Source organism: Shewanella sp. 5S214, assembly GCF_041439795.1.
Lineage (GTDB): Bacteria > Pseudomonadota > Gammaproteobacteria > Enterobacterales > Shewanellaceae > Shewanella > Shewanella vesiculosa.
Window position 1 is genome coordinate 107,399 of sequence record NZ_JBGOOV010000010.1, and the last position, 25,284, is coordinate 132,682.

The 25,284-nt window shown below is 41.0% G+C and carries 21 protein-coding genes; 8 read left to right on the forward strand and 13 right to left on the reverse strand.

Annotated features, from left to right (window positions below; all coding sequences use genetic code 11):
• Window positions 1-157: 157 nt before the first annotated feature.
• The 6 genes from ACED29_RS08940 to ACED29_RS08965 form a co-directional block, all read right to left on the reverse strand.
• Window positions 158-673 (reverse strand): VF530 family protein, encoded by a 516-nt coding sequence (locus tag ACED29_RS08940; protein WP_124015512.1) that lies wholly within the window; start codon window positions 671-673, stop codon window positions 158-160.
• Between the two features lie 432 nt (window positions 674-1,105).
• The gene (locus ACED29_RS08945; RefSeq protein WP_371697490.1) at window positions 1,106-4,024 is read right to left on the reverse strand and encodes a PAS domain S-box protein; all 2,919 of its coding nucleotides are present in this window, start codon (window positions 4,022-4,024) and stop codon (window positions 1,106-1,108) included.
• A 44-nt stretch (window positions 4,025-4,068) separates the two neighbouring features.
• Window positions 4,069-5,808 (reverse strand): putative bifunctional diguanylate cyclase/phosphodiesterase, encoded by a 1,740-nt coding sequence (locus tag ACED29_RS08950; protein WP_371697491.1) that lies wholly within the window; start codon window positions 5,806-5,808, stop codon window positions 4,069-4,071.
• The gene (locus tag ACED29_RS08955) at window positions 5,801-6,238 is read right to left on the reverse strand and encodes a response regulator (RefSeq protein WP_371697492.1); all 438 of its coding nucleotides are present in this window, start codon (window positions 6,236-6,238) and stop codon (window positions 5,801-5,803) included. The genes ACED29_RS08950 and ACED29_RS08955 overlap by 8 nt, the downstream gene beginning before the upstream one ends.
• Before the next feature lie 332 nt (window positions 6,239-6,570).
• A complete protein-coding gene (locus tag ACED29_RS08960; RefSeq protein ID WP_371697493.1) occupies window positions 6,571-7,554 on the reverse strand; it encodes an MDR family oxidoreductase in 984 nt (327 codons plus the stop codon).
• 89 nt (window positions 7,555-7,643) lie between these two features.
• The gene (locus tag ACED29_RS08965; protein WP_273059372.1) at window positions 7,644-8,285 is read right to left on the reverse strand and encodes a TetR/AcrR family transcriptional regulator; all 642 of its coding nucleotides are present in this window, start codon (window positions 8,283-8,285) and stop codon (window positions 7,644-7,646) included.
• Between the two features lie 1,061 nt (window positions 8,286-9,346).
• Between ACED29_RS08965 and ACED29_RS08970 the strand changes: the two genes are divergently transcribed.
• The 5 genes from ACED29_RS08970 to proC all read left to right on the forward strand — a co-directional run bounded on the left by ACED29_RS08970 (window position 9,347) and on the right by proC (window position 14,303).
• Window positions 9,347-9,523 (forward strand): hypothetical protein, encoded by a 177-nt coding sequence (locus ACED29_RS08970; RefSeq protein ID WP_165870053.1) that lies wholly within the window; start codon window positions 9,347-9,349, stop codon window positions 9,521-9,523.
• A 3-nt stretch (window positions 9,524-9,526) separates the two neighbouring features.
• Window positions 9,527-11,023: a sodium/proline symporter PutP gene (gene putP / locus ACED29_RS08975; RefSeq protein ID WP_124015506.1), complete on the forward strand. Its 1,497-nt coding sequence runs from the start codon at window positions 9,527-9,529 to the stop codon at window positions 11,021-11,023.
• A 14-nt stretch (window positions 11,024-11,037) separates the two neighbouring features.
• The gene (gene proB / locus ACED29_RS08980) at window positions 11,038-12,144 is read left to right on the forward strand and encodes a glutamate 5-kinase (RefSeq protein ID WP_124015505.1); all 1,107 of its coding nucleotides are present in this window, start codon (window positions 11,038-11,040) and stop codon (window positions 12,142-12,144) included.
• A complete protein-coding gene (locus ACED29_RS08985) occupies window positions 12,141-13,388 on the forward strand; it encodes a glutamate-5-semialdehyde dehydrogenase (RefSeq protein WP_182697533.1) in 1,248 nt (415 codons plus the stop codon). The genes proB and ACED29_RS08985 overlap by 4 nt, the downstream gene beginning before the upstream one ends.
• Window positions 13,389-13,463: 75 nt before the next feature.
• Window positions 13,464-14,303, forward strand: coding sequence for a pyrroline-5-carboxylate reductase (proC, locus tag ACED29_RS08990; RefSeq protein ID WP_182755256.1), 840 nt, complete (start codon window positions 13,464-13,466; stop codon window positions 14,301-14,303).
• Between the two features lie 117 nt (window positions 14,304-14,420).
• On the opposite strand, the gene ACED29_RS08995 is transcribed toward proC, so the two are convergent.
• Window positions 14,421-14,951 carry an NUDIX hydrolase gene (locus ACED29_RS08995; RefSeq protein ID WP_371697494.1) on the reverse strand — a complete coding sequence of 177 codons (531 nt, stop codon included), beginning with the start codon at window positions 14,949-14,951 and terminating at the stop codon, window positions 14,421-14,423.
• Window positions 14,952-15,485: 534 nt separating this feature from the next.
• On the opposite strand from ACED29_RS08995, the gene ACED29_RS09000 reads away from it, so the two are divergent.
• On the forward strand, window positions 15,486-16,652 hold the full coding sequence (locus ACED29_RS09000; protein WP_220492651.1) for a diguanylate cyclase: 1,167 nt from the start codon (window positions 15,486-15,488) through the stop codon (window positions 16,650-16,652).
• A gap of 52 nt (window positions 16,653-16,704) precedes the next feature.
• Here the strand turns inward: ACED29_RS09000 and ACED29_RS09005 are convergent, their stop codons facing one another.
• The 6 genes from ACED29_RS09005 to ACED29_RS09030 form a co-directional block, all read right to left on the reverse strand.
• Window positions 16,705-17,952 (reverse strand): dicarboxylate/amino acid:cation symporter, encoded by a 1,248-nt coding sequence (locus ACED29_RS09005; RefSeq protein ID WP_371697495.1) that lies wholly within the window; start codon window positions 17,950-17,952, stop codon window positions 16,705-16,707.
• Between the two features lie 245 nt (window positions 17,953-18,197).
• Window positions 18,198-19,091 (reverse strand): hypothetical protein, encoded by an 894-nt coding sequence (locus ACED29_RS09010; protein WP_371697496.1) that lies wholly within the window; start codon window positions 19,089-19,091, stop codon window positions 18,198-18,200.
• A gap of 11 nt (window positions 19,092-19,102) precedes the next feature.
• Window positions 19,103-19,858, reverse strand: coding sequence for a hypothetical protein (locus ACED29_RS09015; protein WP_124015498.1), 756 nt, complete (start codon window positions 19,856-19,858; stop codon window positions 19,103-19,105).
• On the reverse strand, window positions 19,855-20,385 hold the full coding sequence (locus tag ACED29_RS09020) for a hypothetical protein (protein WP_182722656.1): 531 nt from the start codon (window positions 20,383-20,385) through the stop codon (window positions 19,855-19,857). Before ACED29_RS09020 ends, ACED29_RS09015 begins: the two co-directional genes overlap by 4 nt.
• Before the next feature lie 7 nt (window positions 20,386-20,392).
• Window positions 20,393-20,677, reverse strand: coding sequence for a J domain-containing protein (locus tag ACED29_RS09025; RefSeq protein WP_124015496.1), 285 nt, complete (start codon window positions 20,675-20,677; stop codon window positions 20,393-20,395).
• Between the two features lie 292 nt (window positions 20,678-20,969).
• Entirely contained in the window at window positions 20,970-21,866 is an 897-nt protein-coding gene (locus tag ACED29_RS09030) for a LysR family transcriptional regulator (protein WP_371697497.1), read from the reverse strand.
• 135 nt (window positions 21,867-22,001) lie between these two features.
• Here ACED29_RS09030 and fdhD point away from each other — a divergent pair, with 135 nt between their 5' ends.
• Together fdhD and ACED29_RS09040 are read left to right on the forward strand one after the other, a co-directional pair.
• A complete protein-coding gene (gene fdhD, locus ACED29_RS09035; RefSeq protein WP_124015494.1) occupies window positions 22,002-22,817 on the forward strand; it encodes a formate dehydrogenase accessory sulfurtransferase FdhD in 816 nt (271 codons plus the stop codon).
• Entirely contained in the window at window positions 22,810-25,152 is a 2,343-nt protein-coding gene (locus ACED29_RS09040; protein WP_371697498.1) for an FdhF/YdeP family oxidoreductase, read from the forward strand. The genes fdhD and ACED29_RS09040 overlap by 8 nt, the downstream gene beginning before the upstream one ends.
• Window positions 25,153-25,284: the final 132 nt, after the last annotated feature.

The following is a 25,284-nucleotide window of genomic DNA, read 5'->3' on the forward strand; positions in this document are numbered from 1 at the left end:
TCTACACCTTGACAAAAATAGCCAACCTAATCTTAGAAAGGCACTGAACGCTATATCGCTAACCAAGATATAATTTATGCCCAATAAAAAACGCAACCCCAAAATATTATGATTATCTTTGGGTTGCGTTAGTATGGACATGAGATTAATCGAGCCGTTATTTATTCCACGGATTGTTGGGATCAAATGTCGGCTGAGGCTTATTTTTATTACTACGCTGTGTCGCTGCATCGCTGTCATTTGAACGACTCGATGATGAATATGAAACTGATGACGGAGAAGCATATGAACGACTTTGATTATGCTTCATTTGTTCATAATCGGCGGTTGCTTTGGCTTTCATTTCTGCGACTAACTCAACCGTTAAAGGTTGCGGTTTGCGTGGTAAAATACCGTCAGCAAAGCCACGTTCTCGGGGTTTTAGTTCAAATTGTGCAGAGTTACCTTTTGGCATACGCTTAAAACGATACAAATAAAAATTTTCAACGCGTTCTCTGGCCCATTCGGTTTTTTTAAGAAACTTAACACAAGCTTCTATATTGGGATTAGTGTTGAAACATTCTAAACGCAACGCGGCGTATAAAATTTTCCAATCATAAAATGCCACTAACTCAGAAATCATCGTTTCTGATTTTAAACCGTGAAGTGGATTATTTTGCTGCAGTTCTACCATGTTTTCTCATGACCTCAAAAAGCTGTCTCTACAATCTACATAGTTTACCGTGAAATGACGCTATCGTCTTTATGCATCTTGCATAGTCGCTGATGCGCATTGAAATTAAATGGACTTTCTTACAGATGACGCTTCACTATCACTTATATCATTATTAAGCATATAAGCGATAAATAGTGACACCCAAATAAACGACTTTATAAATTAACCAAACATCGCCTCCAAAAGATTCAACAGATACGCTAAATGTTGAGTTATCCGTAGGGGCTAAACATTTCAGTTTATGTAGCGATTTACAGCGTAATTTAGCTTACCAATCAGGTGCCAAGCTAAGTTGCTGAACTAAAGCGCTGAGCTAAAGTGCTAAACTAAAGTGCTGAGGCGCCTATAAAATCTTTTTCAAGAATGATCCATACGATAGCAAGATTAACACTATTCGCCATCTCTGGAGTTGGGCATCAAGTTTTGTATTTCCATTGGCCAAGTAAACTTGAAACAAGCGCCCTTTTGCACACTCGTATCTAAGCTAATTTCGCCACCCATGGCGACCACTATCTTTTTCACAATCGCTAACCCCATGCCACTGCCTTCCACTTCATCTCGAGGTTTTAAGGTGGTGAACATGGTAAATATTTTCTCAGAGAACTCATCAAGTATCCCTGGGCCATCATCTCTAACCACAAATTCATAAAAAGGAGCGTTCACCACCATAGATACATATACAGTGCCTTTTCCGGTGTCATGATGTTTAATCGCATTATTAATCAGGTTTCTTATCACTTGCTCAAGTGGCACACTAGCAGTCGTTATGTCGGTTGTCGCGGACTCAAACTCCAGCGAAAAGGCATTTTTGGTATTGCATAAATCAAACACATTTTCGACCACAGACTTTATATTAATTGAATGAATAACATCGCCTTTTTTGCCCGCTCTTGAATAGGAGAGTAAGTCATCTAACAGTTTTTCCATCCGGCTAATACGACCACGCATTAAGCGTAAATGCTCAGCATCTTCATCTTCTAATTTGTCTTTTAAATCTTCTTCTAACCAGCTGGCTAATTGATCAATGCCGCGTAAAGGCGATTTAAGATCATGCGAGGCAACGTAGGCAAAGTTATCCAGTTCGGTATTACTTCTGGAAAGTTCCTCAATGAAATATTTGCGTTCTGAAATATCTTGCATGGTTCCTGCAAGCCTAACGGCTTTACCATTTTCATACTCTATAGTGCCCGCAACCTTGACCCATATGAGCTTATTGGCAGCATTAGTAAAACGCACCTCAACATTCCAATCTTTCCCCATTTCAATGGCTTCTGTAAGGGTTTTGCGGATAATCGGTTGTGAATCTGGCGTATAAAATGCAATGGCTTCGTCTAGAGATAATTTAGAACCCAATGGCAAGCCATGAATACGATAGGTCTCTTCAGAATAAAACAACTCGTTGGTGATTAAATCGAGCTCCCAGCCACCAATGCCAGCCATTTTACTGGTGCGGTCTAAATTTTCGGTGACCTTTTTTAATGCGCTTGCTTCGAGTTCGCTATCCGTTAAATCAACAATAGATGAAAGCAGTTTTTTACCTTTATGCGTTTCAATAGTGCATAACCCAATGGATAACGGGAATATAGTGCCATCTTTGCATAAACCACTAATATAATAGCGTTCGGTATCAATCTCTTCACCTGCGGCAATAAAGAACGATTGTCGCCAGGCTAAATGCTGTTCACGAAAAGACTCAGGCACCAGCATAGCAATATTGTTACCTAAGAGATCGTCTCTTGAATAACCAAACAGCCTCTCAGTCTGTTTATTAACTAACTCAATAACGCCATTATAATCAACCAGCAAAACCGCATTGGGTAAGGTATCTACAACCATCTCAAACAAATGCTCTAATTGCCTTCTCAATGTGATGTCAACAATACCGCAAATAGCTTGTAACTCACCCTTATATTCAATAACACTCAAACCTATCTCAAGCGGTACTTCTTTGGCGGTTTTGTGTAAGCCATATAATTCTCGACCGCCGCCCATTAATTTAGTTTCAGGTGCAGAGAAAAACGCTTGCATAAAATTAGGGTGTACATGACAAAACCTTGCCGGTAATAGTACATTCATCGATTGGCCTAACAACTCACCTTGAGAGTAGCCAAAAATACGTTCAACTTGAGTATTGGCGAGGGTGATAATACCTTGTCGATTAACCACCATAATACCATTAGGGGCATGGCTTAATATTGAGTTTAGTTCTTGCTCCATAGTCAAAACAGTATTGAGGTGTTGTTGCTTAGCCTTTAATGCGACTTCATTTTTTGTGTTCTTCAATAGCAGTATTAAAATGCCAATAATGACCCAATACCAAAAAATCACCGTGAGTGTTTTGGTTATTGCTAGGTGATTATTTGCCACCGCAAGCACCACCACTTTTCGCTGTGTATTGGTGCTATCTAAGTAAACATTCTCCTCAGAAAAAAATAATACCTTAAGCCAACTAAAAAAATCACTGTCATCCTTGGTGAGGTACATACCGTCACCAACATCAGTAAAATCGTCTTCTAGTGTGTATCGTTGACCAATATCAAAGCCAAAGGTTTTCGTCTTATCTGGATGAAGTAAGTAATCACCAGCATCATTGACTAAATAGATATTAATATTTGAGTAAGTGCTGGTGATATCTAGTTGAGAAAATAGTACTTCAGCAGACACATTAATCACGATTTGCCCAATCGATTCTTTTTGCGGTTTCGCTTGAGAAAAAACTAATGTACTCACCCGCATTACCGGTAAGTAAGGGAAGACAAGTGAGCCATTTTCTTGATTGAGATTAAAAGGCGATACGTATACATCACCCTCTTGTAATTTTTGAGCTTCAATAAAATAATCTCTATCACTTTTTTGTTGTAAAGATGAATCAGGTAACGCGATTACGCTACCTTTCATTCGTTCTACTCGAATCGTCTCAAAGCCCGTTTTACTATCAATAAAACGCGCTTGTTCTAGCTCAGGAATACTTTGAATATAATATTTAAATACGTCTTTTAAGTGAGCAATATGGGTATTAAATTGGGCTTGCTGTTCAGTGTCTAATACTGGTTGGTGAGCAAGTGATGCAATGCCTTTTACATCAGGCAGTTTAGATAGGAATAAAGTTTCACGTTTTAAGTTATCTATGTGTTCTCTAAGTATGTCGGCTTTCGCGCGCGCGACGGTATCAATTTCACGCTGTATCGAGCCGACTTCTTGCCAATAAACAAAATGACAAATAATCAGCATTAACACTGCCGCAAATACAAAAGTGATTGCCGATGAATGCGGTTTAATACGATTTAACAAAGGTATTTGCTTTAACATAATTATCTCAATAGTGTTTCATTACCAAATATGCAGTTCACTCACTATATGGCTAAATATTTAGCTTCAAAATCTGCGGCGCAAATCGGTTTAGAATAATAATAACCTTGTATCAAATCGCAGCCTTGAGATTGGCAAAAATCAAGCTGCTCTGCAGTTTCTACCCCTTCGGCAATCACACATAGTCCAAGGTATTTAGCAAAGTTAATCATGGCTTCAAGCACTTTATCTTGGGATTTTTTTTGTTTATAGGCAGCAATAAAACTCTTATCCACTTTTAAAGAATGAATAGGAAACAGGTGTAAATGTTTAATCGATGAATAGCCGGTACCAAAGTCATCCAAAGCTAATTTTACATTTTTTCTGGTCAGCTCATGGAGCCTTTCAACTATGTTTTCAGGGCTATGAATAATCGAGCTTTCAGTAATTTCTAGCTCTAAACAACATGGTGATAATTGACTCGATTCTAAGGCATGAGAAACTAAACTGAGCAATCGCACATCTTGTAATTGTAAGGCAGACAAATTGACCGATATGGTCAGCTCTTCGTCTAAGAGGTTATATTGCAACTGCCATTGCTTTAATTGATTACAAGCCGTTTGTAATACCCACTGACCGATCTCACTAATTAAATTTAATTCTTCAGCCATATCAAGAAATACACCTGGCGCTAAAACACCTCGGGTAGGATGATCCCAACGGATCAGAGCCTCAACCCCTTTAACTTTTTTCGTTTTTGTACAAATTTGAGGTTGGTAATAAACTACGAACTGCTGCAATTGCAGCGCATAAGACATTTCTTCTTCAAGAATGGCGTTGCTCTGTGTTTCTTGATGAAGAATATCGGTATACAAACAGAAGTGATTTCGACCGTTCTGCTTAGCTTTATACATGGCAATATCAGCACACTTCATCATTGCTTCAGGTGAAGAGGCAAACTCACCTAACATAGAAATACCAATACTGGCTGTTATCGAAAAAGCCGTATTTCCGACTTGTAAAGGAGGGGTCAATGCATCAATAACTTGAGTGGCAATGGCGAATGTTTGTTGCTCTGAATCAATATTATTCGCCAAAATAACGAATTCGTCACCGCCAAGACGCGCTAAACAATCACCGTCTTTAATTACTGAAGCTAATCTAGTGGCTACGTTTTGTAACAGCTTATCCCCAGTAAAATGGCCTAATGTGTCATTCACTTTTTTAAAATTGTCTAAATCGATAAACAGAAGCGCGATGTTATCACCGGTGAATAACACTCTAGTACAAGCATCTTTAAGTGTTTTCTCAAAAGTATAACGATTGATTAATTGTGTTAATGAATCTCTATTTGCTAGCCATTCTAATGCGTTATTTTTCTCACGCACTACGCCTTCAAGAAACTGACGATGTTGCGCCTGACGGATAGTTCTCATTAAACGTTCGGAATTGACCTCGGTTTTTAACAGGAAGTCGTGCGCGCCAACATTGAGTGCATTTAATGATAAAATTTCATCTTCATGCTGACTCACCATAATAATCGTTGCGTCTGTTTTTTTTCGCGCTAATAGAACTTTAATTAATGCTAAACCGTCAATATCTGGCAACCGGTAATCAATCAAGAGCACATCAACAATATTGTTTTCGAACTGAGCGATCCCTTCTGCGCCTGTTTTGGCCTCTATTATAATAATAGGCCGATGACTGGACATTAAAGCACGCCTAATTGATTTCCTATCAACAAGGTCGTCATCGATAATTAACAGCGTAATAGGTAACTCTTGGTTAGCAGCGACGTTATTCATTGTACGGCAACTCCACTACACGCCAATAATGCCCCAACATATCAACAATGTTCAAAAAGGATTCGCCAACTTGTTTTTTGACTATGTATCCAGCAACATTTTTTTTGTAGGCTAACATTTTATCTTGATCGTCACTTGAAGTCGTCAATATAAAGACAACACTTCCGCACAGATCATCGTCAGCACGGAGTTCTTTCAAAAAGTCGATTCCGCCCATTCGAGGCATATTGATATCAAGTAAAATAATATAAGGTTTGGCAATGGCTTTTTTACGAAGCAGTTCTAGCGCTTCGATACCATCTTTGGCGCGTATGGTGGGATTAGCGATTCTAAGTTTCTTGAGGGCTCTTTCAATACCAATGACATCTACATCGTCGTCATCAACAATAAATATTGTCACTTGCTTGTGTAGCAGAATGTTCTCGCGCATAAATATTTCATCATCCTTGACATGTTAACCATACTGATTAAGAACTGTTACGGTTCAGTCATCATAAAAACAATCGTAAAATAAAAAAGAGTTAAGATTATAATATTTAAAGTATTTAATGGCCTTTTTACGCTGATATCAACACTAAAAATATCTTAATACCAGCGTTTATTTACTGATTACTTGATACTATCTCACAAACATAATAGTTCAAAAATAAACCACAAATCAATATTAGCTCATCTTAAACAAAATAACCCTACTTAGTCGCATTTTTAATATTTAGCGAGCTAATCGATCATTAACTTAGGCTAACTGATTAAACATGAATGTTAACGATTTACATCAACAACAACACGGCCGCGAACCTTACCTGCCAATAAGTCACTGGCGACATCAATCGCCTCAATCAAACTGACTTCATGAACTATGTCATCAAAAATGGCAGGATCAAGGATTTCACCAAGACGTTGCCATGCTTCAATACGATCGGCTAACGGTCGCATCACACTGTCAACACCCGCTAACGTCACACAGCGTAAAATGAAAGGCGCGACACTCGCTGGAAAATCCATCCCCTGTGCTAAACCACATGCTGCCACAGTCCCACCATATTTTGTACTGGCACACACATTGGCTAATGTATGACTGCCAACAGAATCTATCGCCCCAGCCCAACGCTCCTTAGCCAAAGGTCGACCAGCTTCTGATAAGCTCGCACGCTCAATAATGTCTTTAGCGCCTAACTTTTTCAAATAATCACTTTGATCAACCCGCCCGGTAGATGCCACTACCTGATATCCAAGCTTGGCCAAAATTGCGATAGCAAAACTGCCGACACCGCCATTAGCACCGGTCACTAACACTTCACCCTTATCGGGTGTGACACCATTTTTCTCAAGTGCCATTACACATAACATTGCCGTGTAGCCTGCGGTGCCAATCGCCATGGCTTGCTGCGGGGAAAATGCGCTTGGTAGTGGAATGAGCCATTCACTTTTTAAACGTGCTTTAGTGGCTAAACCACCACAATGGGTTTCACCGACACCAAAACCATTCAATAATACCGTATCACCAGCGGCAAATTTATCACTATCGCTATGTTCGACTACGCCCACTAAATCAATACCAGGCACCATAGGAAATGTTCTCACCACAGGTGCTTTACCTGTAATAGCGAGGGCATCTTTATAATTAAGCGTGCTATAAAGTACTTTTACCGTTACATCTCCTGCAGGAAGCACATTTTCATCAATGCTTTTCACTGTAGTACGATAACCTTGATCATCTTTTTCAATTAACATGCCATGAAACATTGTCTTCTCCTAATTTAGACTACTCGTCTATTAATGAATACATTTTGAGTGAACTTGTACCAACTTAAAATAGAGTGGCTAAGCTAAAATTACTTGGGTAATGCAGCCATAAAAAGATCGCAGTAATTATCCAGCGGTGTGGCCTGTTGCACCAACTTTGCTCGACTGACAGCCCCTTCCCAACCGACCCAAAAGTTTTCAGCTAAAAGTTGACAGTTTGCACTTTCTGCCAGCTCTCCATGTAATTGCGCCTCTTTAAGACACCGAGCTAGACAGTCTTGCCAACTCACCAATATCTCAATAATTTGCGGCCTAAAACTTTCTGGTAATACGCCAACTTCTTGCCCTAAGTTACCCACTAAACAACCACGCTTAAACTCATAACGGATCATGCCTGCTTTGGCATTGTCGACAAAATTCCTAATTCGCCTTAATGGCAAAAATGATTCGTCCAGTAAATGAATTTCCAGCTTATATAAAAAATAGTCGGCATAATTTTTCAATACCGCCTGACCAAATGCTTCTTTACTAGCAAAATAATGATAGAAGGAGCCTTTGGGGACGCCCACTTTTTTTAAAATCGGTTCAATACCCGATGAGGCAAAGCCTTGTTCTGTCAGTTGTTCGAGACCACTTCGAATAAGCTCAGCCCGTGTATCTGGATTATCACGCGACACTTTAGGAGGCCTTCCACGACGTGGTTTCTGGCTTGGACTTATATCTGCACTCATTATTATATCTAAGCTTAAATTGTTCATAATAATCATATTAGACCGAACGTCTAATTAAATACAATATTATTGTGTTTAAGCGCAACCTGGATCTCACATTCTTCAAATATCAACGCTATCACTGGGGCAACTTATGTTAATAATACATCAGATAAATGCCTAAGCCTGACTAAACTGAATAAGAATTTTAGATTGTTTAACAAGGTGATACTGGCAAAATCAGGCACTAGTAACCTCGATAAAATGTATCCACTACTTTACATAATCAACTCAACCCCAATTGCAAACCGAGCCGTTAACGCTAAAAGTGGCTTTGCGATACAAACTGTCAATCACAAAAATAATTTGAACAAAAACCATTTGAGCTGTAATTATTAGCAAGGTGAACTAATCGATACATCCGCTGCGCGAACGTGCATATTGAATCGAGTAATGGATTAGATAATCGCGCCATAACACAACGAGTCACTTTAACTGAGATGAAAAATCATAGTCAGCAATAACAATAGTGTTATGGCTTTACCATTTATCCTAACCCTCTATATGCATCAATAAAAAGTGTGTAAATCAATAAAACATAATGAAAAGTCTATTTACTTGTTACACATCAACCATCAAAAAAAAACATAAGATGCTGAAATAAAATATAAAAATAATTATTCGATTAATATTTCGATGATTAAACACCCTATCAAAGACTCTGATATGCCAATCAAATGGCCCTAAAACAACAAAACTGATCCTACATATAAATAAAAAATATAATTTACAACAATTTATATTCTCATGAGAGTATTCAGCTACATGATTGAATAATAACAATCGTAAAAAAGCCCTCTCCAGCTCATCAAGTATGGCCCTGTCAGCTCAAATAGCATGGCCAATAACAGCATGCACAGTCGAGATAAAACCCTCTAAAGTAGCCTTATCCGATAATCAATTGGAAATTTGACGTCTAATCATGCTATTATGATTAGACCACTAACTATCTTGGTGGTTTTTTATTGTTAAATTTAAATCCTTAAACAATAAACCGATTAGCTCTAACCCAGGAGGACATTATGTCAACAGGCACTTTAAGCGAAGAAAATCTCATTACGAATATGTGGAACACAGTGACGTTAAAGCTGAAAGAAGCTTCGCAATTATTATGTTTGTGCGCTCTTTTAAGCACCTATCTCTTTGTTATGTTGAAACCTGAAGGGATTCAAAATCACAAAGCGTTGGGAGGCAAATAATTCATGCATTACCTAACCTATGTCTCATTAGCAATTTATTTCATGGTAATGCTAGGCATTGGATTGTTTGCTTATAAACAATCAACAAGCGATGTATCTGGCTATATTTTGGGTGGCCGAAAAGTCAGCCCACAAGTTACCGCACTATCAGCTGGCGCATCGGATATGAGTGGTTGGATGCTTATGGGCTTGCCTGGTGCAATGTTCTTAGTGGGTTTTGAAACCATCTATATTGCAATAGGCCTATTACTTGGTGCTCTGGTTAATTATTTAATTGTCGCGCCAAAACTGAGGGTTTATACCGAAGTAGCGGACAACTCGTTGACCATCCCAGAGTTTTTTGCAAAACGCTTTCATGCACCTAATAGTCATATACGGATTATCGCAGCGGTTATCATTGTCATCTTCTTTACCTTATATACCTCTGCAGGATTAGTTGCTGGCGGAAAGTTATTTGTTTCGGCATTTGATTTAAATTATGAACTTGGTCTGATAGTTACCTTAGGTGTTGTGGTTTCTTACACCCTACTAGGTGGTTTTTTAGCCGTGAGTATGACTGACTTTGTTCAAGGCTGTATTATGTTTGTTGCCTTGGTTTTGGTACCTATTGTTGCCTACCAAGAGTTCAGTAGTGCAGACAAAATGTTGGACTACGCTTACCAGTCGATTCCGCACTTTTCTGATGCTATGCAAAATGTCACCATACTCGGGTTAATTTCTAGTCTTTCTTGGGGATTAGGTTATTTTGGCCAACCGCATATTATTGTGCGTTTTATGGCTATCCGTTCAGTGTCTGATATCAAAATTGCCCGCAGAATTGGCATGAGCTGGATGACAGTCACTATCGTTGGTGCGCTGGCGACAGGTCTTGTTGGTATTGCTTATGCCAATAAATTTGATATGAAAGTCAGTGATCCTGAAACCATCTTTATTATATTTTCAGAATTATTGTTTAACCCTCTAATCAGTGGTTTCTTATTGGCAGCTATTTTAGCCGCAATTATGAGCACGATATCTTCACAGTTATTAGTATCATCAAGCTCACTAACTGAAGATATCTATCGAGTGGTATCAAAGAAAGAATCAACTGAACAAGAAATGGTCAAAATGGGCCGTTATGGTGTAGCAGGCGTTGCCATTGTGGCGAGTTTGTTAGCACTTGATCGTTCTAACAGTATTTTATCGTTAGTGAGTAATGCTTGGGCTGGATTTGGTGCAGCGTTCGGTCCATTAGTATTATTCAGTCTTTATAAACAAAACCTTACTCATAAAGCCGCTGTTGCGGGTATTGTCTCGGGTGCAGCTACCGTCCTCTTTTGGATATATGCTCCTGTACTTGGCGACGGAAAAGCATTAACCAGCGTGATTTATGAAATGATCCCAGGTTTTATTGTTAGTAGCGTAGTGATTTGGATTACCAGTGCTCTTGACTCGGATCCTTGTAATAAAACAGTCGATACCTTCCATGAAGCGAATCGTGTTTTAACCGAGCAACAGTAATGGAGAACAATACTATGTCAACTTCACATTGGAAACGGATTGTGGTTAAAGTGGGAAGCGCATTAATTGCGCCCCATCAACAAGGTTGTAGCAGCCATTATTTGTTAGGTATAGCCCAATTTATCGCGACCTGTCGTGCTCAAGGGTGCCAAGTAGTTTTGGTGTCTTCGGGTTCAGTTGCCGCTGGTAAACATCGATTTGCTGAAACTGCAGAGCCAAGTATTTCACTTAAAAAAGCCATGGCTGCAGCAGGCCAGGCAGATATGATGGCGACCTGGGATAAGTTATTTGACTTCCCTTCAGCGCAGCTATTACTGACCCATGGTGATTTACGCGACCGTGACCGTTATATCAGCATTAAAAATACAATTTTTACTCTGTTAGACAATGGCTTGCTGCCCATTATTAACGAAAATGATGCTGTCACAGCAGCCAAATTACGTGTGGGTGATAATGATAATTTATCAGCTATGGTTGCAGCTGCAGCAGATGCTGATGCGTTAATTATTTGCTCTGACGTAAAAGGGCTTTATAACAAAAACCCTAATTTACATGAAGATGCCACACTAATTAAGCAAGTAAGTGAGATTAATGCTGAAATCTACGCAATGGCTGGCGGAGCGACTAGTAGCGTAGGTACTGGCGGGATGCAAACTAAAATCGAAGCGGCAGAGAAAGCGATTTCTCACGGAATTGAAACCATGATTGTCGATGGATTCGACGCAGATACCTTTAATCAACTTTTAAAAGGTCAGAATCCGGGTACGTTATTTACCCCGTATGATGTACCTATGCAAGAACACTTGCATTGGATGATGCATACCTCACAAATTCAAGGTGAGTTAATTGTCGACAATGACTTTAGCGCGGACCTTGAAGAACATGATACCCAACTAACCACTGACGATGTAGTGGCCGTAAGAGGCAACTTTTCCGTCGGCGATACTGTTTTAGTGCGCAAAGGCGATGGCACTAAATTGGCAAAAGCCAAATCAAACTACAGTAGTTGTTTATTACATTTTATTGCAGACCAGGAAGATCGTGAATTTGCCAATAACGCCCAACAAAAAACGGGCCCACTGATCTCTGACAAAAACATCGCCATTTTGGAGCATATATGAGTTTAATTAAAGATTTATCGCAAGCCGCAGCAACAGCTGCACAAACTCTAGCCCTATTAGATGAAAAAGTTAAAAACACCATCTTACTTGATATGGCTCGTGCGCTTAGGGCACACAGCGACGATATCATTAAAGCGAATTTATTAGATCTTGAACACGCCGAAAAAGCTGACTTAGGCGCGGCGATGATAGACAGATTGACACTGACACCTGATCGTATTGAATCCATGGCGGCAGGCATCGAAACCGTTGCATCATTACCCGATCCTGTCGGTATGGTGCGCGAAATATGCCAGCGACCTAATGGGCTTAACATTCAAAAAATGCGCGTGCCTTTAGGGGTTGTGTGCATGATTTATGAAGCACGCCCTAATGTTACCGCTGATGCCGGTGCGTTATGCTTTAAATCAGGTAATGCTGTGATATTGCGTGGTGGTAAAGAAGCGCTTAATTCAAGTAAAATCATTGCTTCTATCTTACAAAATGTGTTGCAAGTATATCAGTTACCTACCGCACTGATCACGGTTGTACCCGACCCAGATCGCGCTTTAATGCTGGAGCTGATGCAGCAACGTGACTTTATTGACGTGATTATTCCACGCGGTGGAGAAGGTTTGATCAACTTTGTGACAGATAACAGTAAAATCCCTGTTATTCAACACTTTAAAGGTGTTTGTCACTTATATGTCGATAAAGACGCAGACCTCGATATCGCAATGTCTTTATTACTGAATGGTAAAACCCAACGCACTGGCGTATGTAATGCCCTAGAGGGATTACTGGTACATCAAGACGTAGCAGCCACATTTTTACCGAAAGTAGCAGCCGAGCTTGCCGCTCATAAAGTACGTATTAATGTCAGCAAGAATGCCCAACAATACTTTGAGCATGCCAATGTTATTAGCGATGATGATTTTGGCCAAGAGTATTTAGATTTAGAAATTGCTATTCGCCAAGTGACTGACTTTGACCATGCGATTAATCATATTCGTCGCTTTGGTAGCCATCACACAGAAGTGATTTGTACTCAAAATGAGTTAACGGCTACGCGTTTTCAACGCACAGTGGATGCCTCAGTCGTGATGGTAAATGCATCATCACGTTTTTCTGATGGTAGCGAACTCGGTCTAGGTGCAGAAATTGGTATTGCGACCAGTAAATTACATGCCTACGGCCCAATGGGCCTTGAGTCACTCACGACTGAGAAATACTTAGTCAGTGGTGAAGGTCAAGTTCGCGCATAATCCAATAGGCACCACAGATAAAAGGCCAAGCGAAAGCATGGCCTTTTCTTTTTAGCGACACTTTCGGAGGTTCCCATCGTTCAACATCAGTCATTAGATCCCAATACCTGTATCGCCTTTATCGGTGGTGGCAACATGGCCAGAGCTATTATCAGCGGCCTACTGAAACAAGGTCACAACAGTGCCAATATTCTAGTATGCGCCCCAAGTCAAACCACCCGACACGACTTAATCGATACATTCAATGTAAAAGTACATCAAGACAATACCGCCGCAGTTGCGTTTGCAGATGTCATCATTATTGCCGTTAAACCTTTTGTTGTACCGGTAGTGTGTGAGCAATTGAGTGAAGTGATGCAGCACGATAACCGTAAATTAGTTATCTCAATTGCCGCAGGAGTCAAACATGCCACACTGCGCCAGAAATTACATTTTTCACCCAAAGTCATTTGCGCCATGCCAAACTTACCGACCGCCATTGGTGAAGGATTAACAGGATTATACGCAAGTCCCGACACTCACAAACATGATATTGCCCAAGCAGAAAAACTCATGCGGGCTGTTGGTGAAACGGTATGGTTAACAGAAGAAAGCCAAATGTCGACCATAGTGGCGGCGGCGGGTAGCTCTCCAGCGTATTTATTCTTATTTTTAGAAGCAATGGAAAAAGCGGCTGTCGAACAAGGGCTGCCACAAGAAACTGCCACTAAAGCAGTGCTTCAAAGTGCAATGGGAGCAATATCTATGGCGATGAAAAGTCAGCATAATTTGGCTAACCTGCGCCACCAAGTGACCTCCCCTAAGGGCACAACAGAACAGGCAATATTGGCATTTCAAGATGGCGATCTCGATGAGCTTGTCGCCAATGCAATGGCGTGTGCAACATCAAGAGCAAAAGAGTTATCTATTGGTTAGCTCGATGAACTAGGCTGATGTTAATACCATTGGCCCAATGGCACTGTTCTGGCTGAGAATGACTTGATTATCGTCCGCACTCACTGATGACAGGCTCACGAGTAGCTTACGCCTCGCTCACAATAACTCTTGTTTGATCAGCTTCAGTAGAAAGGTTTCTCGTTCAATCGATAAGCCTTTTTTACTGCTATTGGCAATCGTATCTAAGTTATGCGCTATAGCCTCATCAATATCAATCCACACCGGCACCATGCCATTATTGATTTCATGGGCTTCAAATTGAGTCTCACCCAGCTGATTGTCTATCTCACAAGTGAAGCAATAAGACAGCATGTTCACCGATGTATAACCCTCTCGCTGCCATGGGCGGTATTCTTCATATAAGCCAAATTCCTTAATATTGCGGATCTCTTGCGCGCCGGTTTCCTCTTGTAACTCCCGAATGAGCCCTTGCTCTATCTCCTCGCCCGCATCGACTCCACCACCTGGTAATGAATAGTCATGATAACGTTGGGTATAAAGCATCAATATTTGATTATCACGAATGACAATTGCACGGGCAGCAATACGAGTCAGCATAGTTTTTTGATTGGCATCAATAAATTCTGCAGGAGTATCAGTATGATAACGAGTGGTTAAATAGCGCATTATACGGGCTCATCGCAATAAAAAGCGCATGATACTGTGCCAGAGCTCAGGCTTCAAGTGTGCGTATACACTCATTAATAGCTGCTTACAAACAAGTTAACACCCGTTTATTGCAAAATATACTCACTCAAAAAGTGAAGCTAACTAATGTCACCTTAGTGATTATCAATATAGACAATGGCATAGCTAAAATAGCCTATACTCATACAGACAAATTATTGAGCATTAGGGGCTGTTGGGTTTGCCGCTGAACTAAAGACAATCAAAAGAAATATCCATCAGCCATACAATAAACAGCTTATCTCGGGGCTCTACGCTAATTATCATCAAGTTAAGTCTGTTTTAACCGAGTCATACAATAATAGGTTTTTTTCGATACCACAGCACATAAAACAACTGACTAGGTGGCCGTTATTATTATATTTTCTCTCATAATCATTATTGCTGGTGCTCGCATAATCTGAAATATAGCCCCTATTATTACCAGGCTTAACGGTTAGCATTGATAGAATTTTACTTTGGAATTTGCTTACGATGAAATTTTGGTTAAAACAATTCGCCCAATATCCACCAGATCATCCCGATTACTGGCGAGTCCAATTAATCGGCTATACATTGCTGATTACAATGAGCTACTTTTTCATTCTTGCCCTGATTAATCTTTTGTATTTTAACAGCTTGGAATACACCTTACTCGATAGTGTTGGGTTATGTATTTCATTTGTTATTTTCTACCATTTCCGCAAAACAGGACGTGTTAAAATAGCCTCTTGGGCGACCACCATAATGGTAAGCAGCTTAATCATGCTATTTGCCATTTCAGCTAAGGGTCAATCCTACTCATTATTTTGGTCAACGCTCGTCCCACTGATTTCATTTTTTCTTATAGGACGGAAATGGGGAACACTAATTTCATGCCTCACCTTCGCCGTATGTGCTTTTTTGGTGTACCAGCAAACTCAAGACCCTGAGCCTGTAACGATTAGAACTCAAGCCTTATTTAATATTATCGAAGTGTGTATAGCACAAGTTTTACTGATTAGGTTTTACGAAAAAACTCGTTTTTCCGGCTATCAGAAGCTCGCACTTCGCAATTTAGAAATCCAAAAAATGGCTGAAACAGATAAACTCACCGGGCTGTATAACCGCGACAAACTCGATAAGGTTCTAGAACAACTGCTGACCATTAAAGCCGTGAATAACGACGTAATGCCTGATTCTGACAGCCGAGATAATAAATCGCCATCGATTGATATAGGCGTAGATGATAAAACCCCCACCGAACCAAGGTTACTTAAGCTGATATCTCGTTTTCAATCGCCTATTTCGGTAGTGATGATCGACATCGATCATTTTAAACGCATCAATGATAATCACGGTCATCTGGTAGGTGATAAAGTCTTATGTGAACTGGCGCATTTACTCCAAAGCCAAATGCGCAATGATGATTTATTAGTACGTTGGGGAGGTGAAGAGTTTGTGATGGTATTACTCAATACAACCTTAAATGACACCATAGAGCTAACCGAAAGATTACGCCAATATGTCGCCAAGCAAAATATTCAAGGTATGGCACTCACAATAAGCTTAGGCGTTGCACAATACAATTCACAAGACTCTGCTGACAGCATATTAGAGCGTGCAGACAAAGCCTTATACAAAGCTAAATCACAAGGGCGCAATTGCGTGGCAGTGGCTTAATAAATGCCGCTGCATAATCAATATCAAGCAGTGACATAGCATAGTAAGCTTTTTAATTGGCTTTATTAATTGCCTCACTCAGCTCGCTATCGAGTATTTTAGGCACATAATGTTTGCCATTAATACGCTGAATAATTTGGGTCGCGGTTAAATCATGTACCACATTAATCACTGTCGATGCGGCATCGGTGATTGCACCAATGACCACTAAAATAGGGATAACTTCCATCGGTAAACCTAAGGTAGTCACAATAAAAATTTCGCCTAAAAATGCTCCTCCCGGGACTCCGCCAATGATAAATGCAGACAATACCGAAATCAAAATCGTCAGCATAAACACATCTGGAGTAAAATCGAGACCTAATAGCGAATAGATAAACACGATTTTTAGCGCAGTGATCGCTGCTGCACCACCTTTATTAAGATTCACTAACAATGGCAAACTAATCTCTGCAATTTGCTCGTTTAAGCCCATTTTAGCGGCGCTGCGAATGGTCACAGGTAATGTCGCTAATGATGAACTAGTGCCTAATGCCGTCACTGCGGGTTCAAGCATATGTTGCCAAAACTGCTTAACCCCTTTTACTCCGCCACCAATCCATGCGTATAGGGTTGAACCTAAGGTAATATATAACGCCATTGCGACAAAAAATAATCCAACAGCTCGAGCAAACGTGCCCATTAACTCAGTATCTTGGCTAGCCATGGTCGCAGCAAAATAAGCTCCAAGCCCAATAGGCGCAACATACATTAATAGCGAAATAACTTTCATGATCACAGTATTTAAACTGTCTAGCATGCGTCCAACTCTCTGGCCATCTTCACCTGATTGACCAATGGCCACACCGCCAATCACCGACATAATGATCAAAGCTAAAATGTTTGATTTAGACAATAAACCGACAAAATCATTGGTGGTTAACAAGCTAACAAAATCCATACCGCCTGATGCAGCATCAACCGTATTGGCTAAATCAAGTGTCACGCCTTGGGCAGGATCGTACGCTAACGCCAGCAATACGACACCGACAGCGGGAATAATTGCCATCACAATTGATACCAGCATAATCGACACCAGTATCGCGCCTAATTTCTTTAAATCCGTCATGTGCGCGATAGATGACATCACGCTCACAGCCACCAGAGGTACGATGATCATAAACAATAGATTAAGGAAGATTTGCCCTATCGGCTTGAGCTTTATGGCGAGTTCAGGCACTAAGCCACCGAATAGCCCACCAAGCAATAAAGCACCCAGCAATACGATTGACGAACGATAAGCACGTAGGCTACTGAACATAATGGCTCCTAAAGACAGTTAATCAACACAAAAATGGCCAGCAAACACGGCCTAAGGAACACTTAACGTACAAGCTAGTAATAAGTTAACTTTTAAATACAGTCACTTATCACTCAGTTGAGCGGTATTTCTCACGAAAACATGTGACGACAAGATGATGGCTAGAACTAAAATATGGCACAAAACCAATAAGATACCAAGCGAATAGAGGAAGCTTACACACAAGTAAGCTTCCTAAAGTGACATTACATGACGATATAGATGGGCCAACCAAGAAGACCGACTAAACCTTCCTTGTATTCAAATCGCTCTAATCGCTCAGGAGAGGCATTTTGAGCAGCCAACTCTTGATAACTTCGAGAGAAATTTAATGTGCGTAGCAGTGCAGAGTTAAAGTTTTTACCTAAATCCAAACGGATAGCAGCTTCAAGCTCCTTAGGTAACTCAGCCAGGGCGAGCTTAGTTTGTTGCTCGATAAATTCCAGGCCAAACCACTGCGGCTGGAGTTCTACACTCGTCATACGCCGTTTAAGATCTGGGCGCACTTTTTTACCGTCGAAAAATATCCGATAAAGCACAGCTTCTGCCAAGGTACTTTCCAGATTGATATAATCCATAGGGTCAAAGGTGCCAGCAATATAAAACTGAGCTAACAATGCATTAATAGATTGCTGGCGATTATGCTCGGTTAAGGCTTCTTGATAATAAACCCAACCTTGCCACTCATCACAATCCGGTGGACTCGACACTTGATCAAGCAAGATTTTATCCACATCGCCATAAACCGATTTACCATGAAGCCTGTACTGGCTCACTTTAGTTAGCATACCCCAGCCTTTCTGAAACGACTTAACCACGCCGTCATCATTGAGCAGCAACGCAATAGCATTATCTTGATTTTGGTCCGACAACGCCATCAAACCAATACTCACAATACCAATCACATCTTGCGCCGCTTCTTCAAGCAAATGCATTTTATACTTGTTATAAAACTTATCTGCGAACTTAAGGCTCATCAAAATGGCTTTCGCTTTGATCTGTCCCAATTGCTCATTACTAAGCACATCTTCGGTTCGGCCATAAGCCAACACCCGACTCAAATAGGGACCCTGATTTTCGTCACGTAATACCAATTGCATTTGCAGAACCCTTAATCAAGAAAGCTAAACATGTCATCAACTTCAGCATATTCGTCAGTGACTTGGTTCTTTTCTTTCGCCTGAATCACTAATTCGCTAGCAAATTGGCTGATAATTAACTGCCAGTCAGAGCCAGTATTACGCAGCATGTTCTTGATCGACTTCTCGACATTAGGTGCTCTATCGCGGATCAGCGCCAGCAAACTTCGCGGATCATCAATGCTCAGACTATGAGCTTCTTCATCGGCTTGCCAATCAGAATACCCCACGGTTTCCTCATCCGCTTCATCATCAAAAGTATCGTTAATCTCATCTTCATCATCACTGCTACCACCTAATATAAGCTCAATAAATGGGATCGATAGATAAAATAGTGCCGCTGGGTCTTCAGCCAAACATTCTAAAATAGCTGTTTGTTTTTCTTCGCTGTCCTGGATACGGATAAGGTAAGTCATAAAATCAAACGTATGATGCATTAACTCTTCAGCATTACTCTTGATTTTTTCTTCCCAGTAAAGCGGTTGCTGGCAGACGATGTCACGGATCTGTTCTGGCGACATAAGCTCAGACATGATCGATGGACACGAAATATCATGCTGACTGTTAATTTGCGTCAGCGTAACTATGTCCATTTTTTCTATAACTTCAACCAACTGATCATCAGACATTGACGACGCAATTAACTCAAATCTCTTGCTTGCCTGTTTAGGCTCAACATTCGCCAGCTCTTGTATTTCAGCGGCGGTTATTTCAATGAGACTGTTCATTCGATATCCTCATCATATTGGTCATAATAACCTTCTTCATCGCTATCATAGTCATTGTCGTCATCGTTCTCGTCACGCTCATGCTCATGAAGACCATCAGAATCATCCTCATCAGCGATTTGCTTGGGCGCTGATTCTCCCTGCGTCTCCAACAAATACACCACAGCACAACTTTCAATGAGCAGATCTTCGCTGTATTTGCGTACCGCAAGTGCTAGAGGTAGATCTGCATTGTTAAATGCAATCGTGGTTTTAAACTCATCCCAGCTAGGATGAATATTCAAGCTAATCCAATGTGCCCATTGACGCTTTGATTCAGGAGAGAACTTGACTCTATCATAAAGCGCTACCGGTAAATATTCAGGGACAGAATCGAGCATCCCAGGATCGGCCAACAATATCGCTCTGATTTGGCTGGTAAACTTTGCCAGTGCATTGGGCGTATCAGGATCGTTATAAGATTCGATATTGTCATGGGCATTATTTTTTAGCTCATTAATGCGTGAAATATTAAGATGTTTAGCCATGGGATACTCAGGAATAATATTCGTCCCACAACTCCCGCATTGCGGCAGTGGGATCAGTGACAATTACGTTGTTAAAATCATTGATAAACGCATTTCGCTGCTTTTTATCTGATAACACTTCGTAAGCTTTTTTGACTCGTTGGAGCTGAACCGATGCTTGTTGTTTCTCATCATCAGACGCCCCAAGTAACTTGTCAGGATGGTACTTGTTCGATAAACGTTTATAGGCTTTTTTTATGTCATCTTCTTTGGCATTGGGTCTAACGCCCAGTACACTAAAGTGGTTAATCATAGTTATTCCTGCAGGCGATGTGGCAGTGATTGCGAGATAAAAAAGTCTGTGAATAGATAATTTTTTAGCCCGCTATTATATCAACATTCACAGGCTAGCAGCAAACATAAACCACAGTTAACTGCTAATCATTTAAAGCGCCAATAACCTATCAAAAATCCTGTTGTCTTAAGTGGGGTTGATGTTTGCTGCCGTTAAGATGTCACCAGCCAAGCTTAATCAAGTGTGATGCATCATATTCACCGCCATAGATTGACTAGCATGGCGCTCAAATGGTAAACAAAGGCAGAAATTAGCCCATATTAATCAAACTCACAAACTCGTTCATTGCTGGCGACACACTGTATTTACGGGTAATAAACACTGTGTTACCTGATTGAATGTGTTGCAATGGCCAATAATGTAAATTAAATAATTTCTCAGCTGACTTGGCAATACCACTACTGACAATGGCATAACCAATATCGTGCTTTACCGCACTGACTAAATGAAATAGCGAATCAGTTTCTAACACCACATTAAAACGTAACTGAGATTGTGCCAGCGCATTATCAATATATTGCCTAAACTGCATATTTTGGCTTAACAATACCAATGGCTTTTGCTGCAAATCCTTAAGGGCTAATGCCCCATCGCTCAGTGGGGTATCAAGTTGCGACACTAATGTTTGACTTGCTAGTACGGCCATATCGTTATCCATTTGAGGATAAAAATAAAATGTGCGCCGATTCGCCTCAGTAAGATTGTCATCAAACCCCAAACCTATGTCGATTTGATGTAAGGTCAGTTGCTCGATGAGCTTTTCATTAGTGGTCACCAACAAGGTAATTGTAATATTAGGATGCAGCTCATTAAATTGTTTAATGATCAGCATAATATCCACACTCGACTGCGGCACAATACCAATCCGAAGAGAACCAATTAACGGCCCACTAAATACACTGAGTTCTTGCTTTAACGCCACTTGATCCAAGAGCATTTTTTCAGCATAGCGCAACACAATCTGCCCAGCATCGGTTAACGCGACAAACTGACTGCCACGCACCACCAGCTCAGTACCAAAACTTTTTTCTAAAGCCGTGATACTGGCCGATAAGGTAGGCTGAGTAATATGGCAAGCCTTGGCTGCTTTAGCAAAATGCTTAAACTTTGCTAGCTCATAAAAATAATGTAACTGTCTAAGATTCATCCCTCGCCCTTAATACTAGCTATCAATTTCAACATATTAATAGATAAAAGCTATCACCGTATAAATTTGTTTGATTGGCTTTGTGTATTAGCGGCCACTAAACTGTGATTAAGATCCCGTTTTGAGTCTACGCCCATGAATGCTGCATACAAATGGTTACCCCCCATAGAACATCTGGTAGAGGAAGCGGCGGCTGCCATTAGCATTAACGGCATTAACTATGCCGTGATGATGGTAACGCCAGATAACATTGAAGATTTTGCCATTGGTTTTTTGTTTTCAGAAGCGATTATTCAACACGATCATGACGTGCATGATATTCAAATAACGCCATCTGATAACGGCTTTATTATTGAAGTAACCATTTCTAATCGTTGTCTATACGCCTTAAACAGTAAAAAACGTCGACTCGTTGGGGCTACCGGTTGCGGGATTTGCGGGGTTGAAGCAATAGAACATGCACTGCCACAATTATCCATATTGCCCATCACCCGTCCCATTGACATTACTGATGTTGAAAGCCTGAAACAGCGTATAACTGACAGCCAAATAAAAGCGCAGCAAAGTGGCGCAATACACGCAGCCCTGGGCTTAACCGCACAAGGCGATATTGTTGCCTGTCGTGAAGACATCGGCCGCCATAATGCCCTCGATAAACTTATCGGCATGTTACTAAGGCAAACAACCACGACTCAAGAAACATCATGTAATACCTTATTAATTACCAGTCGTTGCAGTAGTGAGTTAATCCATAAAGCGGTTCTTTTTGGCGCTAATAACCTTATTAGTCTTGCCTCGCCCAGCCAACTCGCAGTTAAACTGGCACTACAATATAACCTTAATATTATTCACATCCCCAAGTATTCAGCGCCTATTTATTATTCAAATTACGATGCTCATTTCGATGTTAACCGTTTATCGCTGAGCCCTATCGGAGAAATCAATGTCTAGTCATTATCAAAAACCAACCAAAGCCGGTGGTTTTCCTTCACTGCAAGCGACGTTTACTCATGTACTGCGTAGCCAACAGACCAAGCAAAATCTCAAAAACTTACTTCGCGTTAACCAAACCGATGGTTTTGATTGCCCAGGTTGTGCATGGGGTGATAACAAACAAGGTGCATTTCAGTTTTGCGAAAATGGTGCTAAAGCAGTGGCATGGGAGTCGACCGGTAAAGGAGTTGGACGCGAGTTTTTCAGCCAATATTCAGTGCGCCAACTGGCAAAACAAACTGACTATTGGCTAGAGTATCAGGGCCGTTTAACCGAACCGATGCGCTTTAATGCTGTCACCGATCACTATGAACCGGTTACCTGGTCTGAAGCTTTTTCGATCATCGCCACCAAGCTCAACAGCTTAAGTCGCCCAGATCAAGTTGAGTTTTACACTTCTGGCCGCGCCAGTAACGAAGCCTCTTATCTTTACCAATTATTTGGGCGGCTGTATGGCACCAATAATTTTCCCGATTGCTCTAATATGTGCCATGAAGCCAGCGGGGTTGCACTAACTAAATCAATCGGCATTGGTAAAGGTACCGTGGTACTTGAAGACTTTGACGCCGCGGAAGCCATTTTTGTGTTTGGCCAAAACCCTGGTACCAACCACCCCAGAATGATGAATACTCTGCGTAAGGCTGCCAAGCAAGGCTGTAAAATTGTGACCTTTAATAATCTTAAAGAAGTCGCCTTAGAAAAATTCGCCAGTCCACAAAATCCCATAGAATTGCTCACTCCAGCAGCCACCACCATTAGTCACTTGTATTTAACCCCTAAGTTGGGCGGCGATATGGCAGCAGCACGCGGTATGGCTAAATTTATTATTGAACAACGTCCAGACAAAATTGACCATGACTTTATTCAACAGCACAGTGCGTTTTTTGAAGACTATCAACACAAAGTTAAGCACACGAGCTGGGATAAAATTGAACAACAATCTGGGCTAACAAAAGCACAGATTATTCAAGCGGCCACGCTGTTCAGTAACAGTAAAACCGTGATCAGCTGCTGGGCCATGGGGTTAACTCAGCACAAGCATTCGGTCGACATCATAAGTGAAGTGATTAACCTGCACCTTCTGTGTGGTCAAATAGGTAAAAAAGGCGCTGGATTATGCCCTGTCCGTGGCCACAGTAATGTGCAAGGTAACCGCACTATGGGCATTAATGAAAAGCCATCTGCCGATTTTATCGATAAATTGGATAATTACTTTGCTACCACCTTACCGCGCCTATCGGGCCACAATGTGGTCGAAGCACTGAAAGCGCTGCACAGTAAACAGAGTAAAGTGTTAATATGCTTAGGCGGTAATCTTGCAGCGGCGGCACCTGATACCGACTTTACTTACCAAGCAATGCGCAATGCTGAACTCAATGTGCAAATTAGCACCAAACTTAATCGCAGCCACCTACAAGTGACTCACGATGCATTAATTTTTCCTTGCCTAGGTCGCACTGAATTAGACCAGCAAGTTAGCGGTATTCAAAAAATCACCGTTGAAGACACCTTCAGCATGGTTCATGCGTCAACAGGTATGACCGACCCCGTCTCAGAACAGTGTTTATCTGAAATCGATATTGTCGCCCAAATGGCTCATGCTACCTTCAGTCATCTCAATCACAGCCATACCAATCAAAGTCATGCAGGCAATAAGCTCAACTGGCTAGCTCTGCGCGACGACTATAGCCTTATTCGCAATCTTATTGAAAACACGATTACTGGATTTAGCGATTTTAATCAACGAATCGAACAACCAGCCGGATTTTATCTCGGCAATAGCGCAGCTGAGCTGGTTTGGAATACCAGTAATCAATTAGCTCAATTTAATCCGAGTGAGTTGCCCGATTCTGTCATCGCAGATTGTTCAAGCAACGCACAAACAACTCAGTCATCCGCCGAACAACACCCTATTTTGTTACTGCAAAGCCTGCGGTCTCACGACCAGTACAACACCACTATTTACGGCATGGACGACCGATATCGCGGGATTAAAGGCAAGCGGAATGTATTGTTCATGAACCAACAAGATGCCGTTCAGCTTAATCTCGTTGAAGACCAACTTATTGATATACAGTCTATCGCCAACGACAACATCGTTCGCAAAGTATCAGGCTTCAGTGTGGTTTTTTATGATATCCCGCGCGGTAACATTGCCGCCTATTACCCTGAAACAAATCCGCTAGTCTCCATTAACAGTGTCGGAGTCGGTTCATCTACCCCAACATCAAAATCGATCCCGGTGATCATTACGCCATCAAGTAAACAAGTGATTAATGTGGCACTAGTATAAGAGTGTCGACAGACACTCTTTCACAAAAAATCTATGACCAAGCGTAAATAATACCAATGCCATTTGTGTAAACACTGGCATTGGTATTAGCGGTCATATCAGGGGTCATATTAAGTGTCCATGTTAGCGAGT